General features: G+C 72.3%; 5 protein-coding genes and 1 pseudogene. All 6 read right to left on the reverse strand.

The annotated features are described in order from the left end of the window. Nucleotides 1-90 precede the first annotated feature (90 nt). Entirely contained in the window at nucleotides 91-723 is a 633-nt protein-coding gene (locus ACWCYY_RS40560) for a hypothetical protein (protein ID WP_345284862.1), read from the reverse strand. 124 nt (nucleotides 724-847) lie between these two features. Beyond that, nucleotides 848-2281, reverse strand: a complete 1434-nt coding sequence (gene ahcY, locus ACWCYY_RS40565; RefSeq protein WP_345284864.1) for an adenosylhomocysteinase — start codon at nucleotides 2279-2281, stop codon at nucleotides 848-850. Nucleotides 2282-2554: 273 nt separating this feature from the next. Further along, nucleotides 2555-3520, reverse strand: a complete 966-nt coding sequence (locus ACWCYY_RS40570; RefSeq protein WP_345284866.1) for a cation diffusion facilitator family transporter — start codon at nucleotides 3518-3520, stop codon at nucleotides 2555-2557. A 140-nt stretch (nucleotides 3521-3660) separates the two neighbouring features. After that, nucleotides 3661-4878, reverse strand: coding sequence for an SIS domain-containing protein (locus ACWCYY_RS40575; protein WP_449798948.1), 1218 nt, complete (start codon nucleotides 4876-4878; stop codon nucleotides 3661-3663). Between the two features lie 130 nt (nucleotides 4879-5008). Next, the gene (locus tag ACWCYY_RS40580) at nucleotides 5009-5194 is read right to left on the reverse strand and encodes a Trm112 family protein (protein WP_345284870.1); all 186 of its coding nucleotides are present in this window, start codon (nucleotides 5192-5194) and stop codon (nucleotides 5009-5011) included. Between the two features lie 96 nt (nucleotides 5195-5290). Then, nucleotides 5291-5439, reverse strand: a pseudogene (gene manB, locus ACWCYY_RS40585) (phosphomannomutase/phosphoglucomutase); the annotation flags it as partial.

The following is a 5439-nucleotide window of genomic DNA, read 5'->3' on the forward strand; positions in this document are numbered from 1 at the left end:
CGCTACGACAAGACCGCCACCATCTACCTTGCCGGACTCCACCTCGCCGCCATCTTCATCTGGTCAGCACGATGATCCGAAAGAAACGCCCTAGGGGCTGTACTCGGTGGGCCACTGGTTGGGCGGGGACTCGAGTTCTTCGAGGGCGAGGCCGGGGGCGTCCAGGACGACGTCGCCGGCCAGGTGGACGATCTGCTGTTCGCCGGTCTCCAGGTCGGCCACCTGGTAGCGCTCGACCAGCAGCGGGCCGGTGTCGGTGGGGTGGGTGTCGACGGCTTCGAGGAGCCAGCCCTGGTCGAAGGTGCGGGGGGCCAGCACCGGGTCGGTGAAGGAGACCAGGCGCAGGCGGGCCGAGGCGCCGGGTTCCAGGCGGAGCAGGCGGGCGGCGGCGATCAGGAAGGCCGGGGAGGATCCGGCGAAGGCGTGGGCGCGGTCGTGGCCTTCGGCCGCGTCGGTGCCGGAGCCGTCGGCGGCGGTGCGGACCCAGCTGACGCCGTCGAGTGCGCCGCCGCGGACCTGCCAGCCGCCGGAGCGGAGTTCGAGGCGCAGCGGGCGGTTGCGGGAGTCGAGGGTGAGGTCCGCGGTGCGGAGCACGGCGCCGTCGGGGGCGTAGGTCTTGGAGACGTAGCGCCAGCCGGCGGGGCCGGGGGCGCAGCTGAAGCGCTCCTCGCCGAGCGGGGTGCCGTCGTGCGGGTCGGTGAGGGAGTAGCGGCCGTTCGGCATGGCAGCAGCCTACGTGCCTGCGGCCTCCCGGTGGCCCGGCCGCTTCGGCCCCGGTGGGCGGGAACGGCCGTGCGGCCGGTGCCACGGGGCACCGGCCGCACGGCCGTTCAGCGCTGACGCGGGATCAGTAGCGGTACTGCTCCGGCTTGTACGGGCCCTCGACCGGGACGCCGATGTAGTCGGCCTGCTCGGGGGTGAGGGTGGTGAGCTTGACGCCGAGGGCGTCGAGGTGGAGGCGGGCGACCTTCTCGTCCAGGTGCTTGGGGAGGACGTAGACGCCGATCGGGTACTGCGAGGTCTTGGTGAAGAGCTCGATCTGCGCGATGGTCTGGTTCGCGAAGGAGTTCGACATCACGAAGGACGGGTGGCCGGTCGCGTTGCCGAGGTTCAGCAGGCGGCCCTCGGACAGCATGATGATGGTGTGGCCGTCCGCGAAGCGCCACTCGTGGACCTGCGGCTTGACCTCGGTCTTGACGATGCCCGGGAGCTTCGACAGACCGGCGATGTCGATCTCGTTGTCGAAGTGGCCGATGTTGCCGACGATCGCCTGGTGCTTCATCTGCTCCATGTGCTTGGCAAGGATGATGTCCTTGTTGCCCGTGGTGGTGATGAAGATGTCGGCGATCGAGACGACCTCCTCCAGGGTGGTGACCTGGTAGCCGTCCATGGCGGCCTGCAGGGCGCAGATCGGGTCGATCTCGGTGACGATGACGCGGGCGCCCTGGCCGCGGAGGGACTCGGCGCAGCCCTTGCCGACGTCGCCGTAGCCGGCCACGACCGCGACCTTGCCGCCGATCAGGACGTCGGTGGCGCGGTTGATGCCGTCGATCAGGGAGTGGCGGCAGCCGTACTTGTTGTCGAACTTCGACTTGGTGACGGCGTCGTTGACGTTGATGGCCGGGAACAGCAGGTTGCCGTCGCGGTGCATCTCGTACAGGCGGTGCACGCCGGTGGTGGTCTCCTCGGTGACGCCCTTGATGGTGGCGGCCATCTCGGTCCACTTGGAGGGGCTGTCCTTGAGGGTGCGGTTGAGCACCTCGAGGATCAGGCGGTACTCCTCGTTGTCCGCGGTGGACGGGTCCGGGGCCTCGCCGGCCTTCTCGAACTCGACGCCCTTGTGGATCAGGAGGGTGGCGTCACCGCCGTCGTCCAGGATCATGTTCGGGGTCTGGCCGTCGGGCCAGGTGAGCGCCTGCTCGGTGCACCACCAGTACTCCTCCAGCGTCTCGCCCTTCCAGGCGAAGACCGGGACGCCCTGCGGGTTCTCCGGGGTGCCCTCCGGGCCGACCGCGATGGCGGCGGCCGCGTGGTCCTGGGTGGAGAAGATGTTGCAGGAGCACCAGCGGACCTCGGCGCCGAGGGCGGTGAGGGTCTCGATCAGCACGGCGGTCTGCACGGTCATGTGCAGCGAGCCGGTGATGCGCGCGCCGGCCAGCGGCTGCGAGGCGGCGAACTCCTTGCGGATCGACATCAGGCCGGGCATCTCGTGCTCGGCGAGCTGGATCTCCTTGCGGCCGAAGGGGGCCAGGGAGAGGTCGGCGACCTTGAAGTCGGACATGTCTGCTGCTCCTCGCTGCATGCGGGGTCGGGTCGGTTTACGGGTGTGCTGAGCGGCGGGACGCCCGACGGGATGCGGGGCTCCGCTGCTGCGGCACAATCCGTCGGAGGACCTCTCTCCCTCGACCGCACCGCCCGGCGTGCCGGGGGTGCCGATCGACCGCCATCAGCAGCGACGATTTGGCTCTGCTGACGAATCTACACCGGCGGCGTGATCGCACGGGATTCGTTCGAGCGGATTCGGCCGTTCCCCGACCGGTTCCCTGACGGCGCGTCAGTGGGACGGGCCGCCCGGGGTGGCCTCGCGGTCGGGGCCGGCGGCCTCCTTCTCGGCGGAGTAGATGTCCGGCTCCAGGTAGATCACCCGGGCGATCGGGACGGCCTTGCGGACCCGGGCCTCGGCCAGGTCGATGGCCTGGGCGACCTGGGTGGCGCTGTCCTCGGCGTTGACGCCGATCTTGGCGGCGACCAGCAGCTCCTCGGGGCCGAGGTGCAGGGTGCGCATGTGGATGATGCGGGTGACCGAATCGTGGTCCACCAGGGCGGCGCGGATCTTGGCGACCTCGGTCTTGTCGGCGGACTCGCCGATCAGCAGCGAGCGGGTCTCCAGGGCGAGCACCACCGCGATGCCGACCAGCAGCAGGCCGATGGAGAGGGTGCCGACGCCGTCCCAGACGCCGTCCCCGGTGATGACGGTGAGGCCGACGCCGAACAGCGCGAGGATCAGGCCGATCAGCGCGCCGAAGTCCTCCAGCAGGACCACCGGCAGCTCCGGGGCCTTGGCCCGGCGGACGTACTCGACCCAGCCGAGGGCGCCCTTGGACTTCTTGCCCTCGCTGATCGCGGTGTAGAAGGACCAGCTCTCCGCGATGATCGCGAAGACCAGCACGCCGACCGCCCAGTACCAGCCGTCCAGCTCGTGCGGGTGGCGGATCTTCTCCACGCCCTCGTAGACGGCGAACAGGCCACCGACCGAGAACAGCACGATGGAGACCACGAAGGCGTAGATGTACCGCTCTCGCCCGTAGCCGAAGGGGTGGGCCTCGTCCGCCTCGCGGGCCGCCCGCTTGCTGCCGACCAGCAGCAGCACCTGGTTGCCGGAGTCGGCGACGGAGTGCACGCCCTCGGCCAGCATCGAGGAGGAGCCGGTGAAGGCGAAGGCGGTGAACTTGCTCACCGCGATCGCCAGGTTCGCGGACAGCGCCGCTACGAGGGCCTTGGTACCGCCTTCGGTGCTCATGCTGGGATGGGGTCCCTCCGGACTGGGCCGGTACCCGTGCACCGGCCGACGCTCAGCTCTGTCGACCGCACACAGTATCCCGATCGGGCAAAGGACCTGAGGTGCGGTCAGCAGGTGGGCGGCGGCGCGTCGTGCTCCGTTCAGTCCTGGCCGGCGGCCAGGCCGAGGTAGACGGCGGCGAAGTCGGTGAGGGCGGTCAGTTCGGCCAGGGCGTGCAGCGGATCGGCCTCCACCGAGCGGAGCTCGGTGAAGCGGACGCCGTGCGCCTCGGCCAGGCGGTGGGCGCGGCGGACCGGGTGGCTGGGCTCGGCGAAGCCGTTCTCCTCCTCCTCGGCCGGATCGGCGGCGCGGCCCGGGGTCTGACGGAGCAGCAGCACCTGGAGCAGCAGCGGATCGGGCTCCTCGACCCGGTCGCGGAAGAAGTCGTCCGGGTCGGCGCCGGAGCCGAACTGGCCGACGAACATGCCCCGGTGGGCGGTGAGCACCTGCGGCAGCGCCCCGGGCAGCGCGGGGCGCCCGGCCCGGTCGGCCAGCATGGCGGCGAACCGGCCGGCCACCGCGGCGGCCACCGGGCCGTCGGTCCACAGCAGCGGGACGGTGCCGGAGAGGTGGGCGGCCAGGTCCTTGGCCGGATTGACGTAGGCGGCGGCGTCGGGGCGGCAGCGGACCGCCACCTCGTCCAGCCGGTCGGCGACGCCCCGCAGGGAGCCGGCCGGGAGCTGGGTGACGCCGAGCTTCTCGGTGAGGGCCAGCAGCGGGAGCAGCATGGCCCAGAGCGCGCCCGGGTCGAGCGCGGGCAGGTCGGGCTCCTCGGCCTGGTGGTCGTCCTCGACCGCGGTCGGCACGTACGGCAGCGGCAGGCCGCGGACCTGGTGGGCGGCCTCGGTCAGCGGGCTCTCCGGCGGGGCGATCACCACCACCGTGCAGCCGCGTGCGTACGCCTGCTGGGCCAGGCCGACCAGACCCTCCTCGTGGCCGTCGGCGGAGGCGATCACCAGCAGGTCGAGCGGACCGACCCAGCCCGGGAGCTGCCAGCGCAGGCCGGCGGTGAACGGCGGGGCGGCCACCGTCCGGTCGCGCGGGGCGGGCTCGGCGTCGGTCGGCGGGAGCGGGAGCACCTGGGTGGACTCGACCGCGAGCGCGGCCAGCGCGGGGCCGACGGCGAGCGCGCTGCCGTAGCCGGCCACCAGCAGGGAGCGCGGGCGGCCGTCGGGGCGCAGCGCCGCGACTCCGGCCTCGTCGGCCAGCCGGAGGGCGGTGCGGATCCTGGCCCCGGCACCCGCCAGCGCGAGCAGCGCGTGGTCCCGGTCGGCGCGCTGGAGGGCGGCCGGGTCGTCGAGCAGGACGTCGTCGATCATGCGGCTGGCCTCCGGCCTCGCGCTGGACGGACGGTGGGGTCGGTCGGGGAGGTGCGGGGTGCGCCCGGCGTGCGGGCGCGGGGGTGCGGCGCGGGGCGCCCGGGTGGGGCCGGGCGGGCCTGACGCGGCGTCAGGAGGGGCGGCGGGCCTCGTCGACCAGGAGGACCGGGATGCCGTCGCGGACCGGGTAGACCAGGCCGCAGGTCTCACCGGTGCAGCGCAGCTCGTGCGCCTCGCCCTGGGTCTGCTCGTCGAGCGCCGAGTGGCACTCCGGGCAGACCAGGATCTCCAGCAGGAAGGACGGCAGGTTGCTCATGGGGTGTCAGGCTCCTGGGTGCGGTGGGGTACGGCGCCGGTACAGCGGTGCCCCGGCCGGTGGCAACCTTACCGGCCGGGGCTGGGGCTGGTGGTGTCAGGCGCGGACGATGCCCAGGACGGTGTCGCGGACCTCGGTCATGGTGGCCTCGTCCTTGGCCTCCACGTTCAGGCGCAGGAGGGGTTCGGTGTTGGAGGCGCGGAGGTTGAACCACCAGGTGGGGCCGGTGACGGTGACGCCGTCGA

This window comes from Kitasatospora sp. NPDC001664 (genome assembly GCF_053596675.1).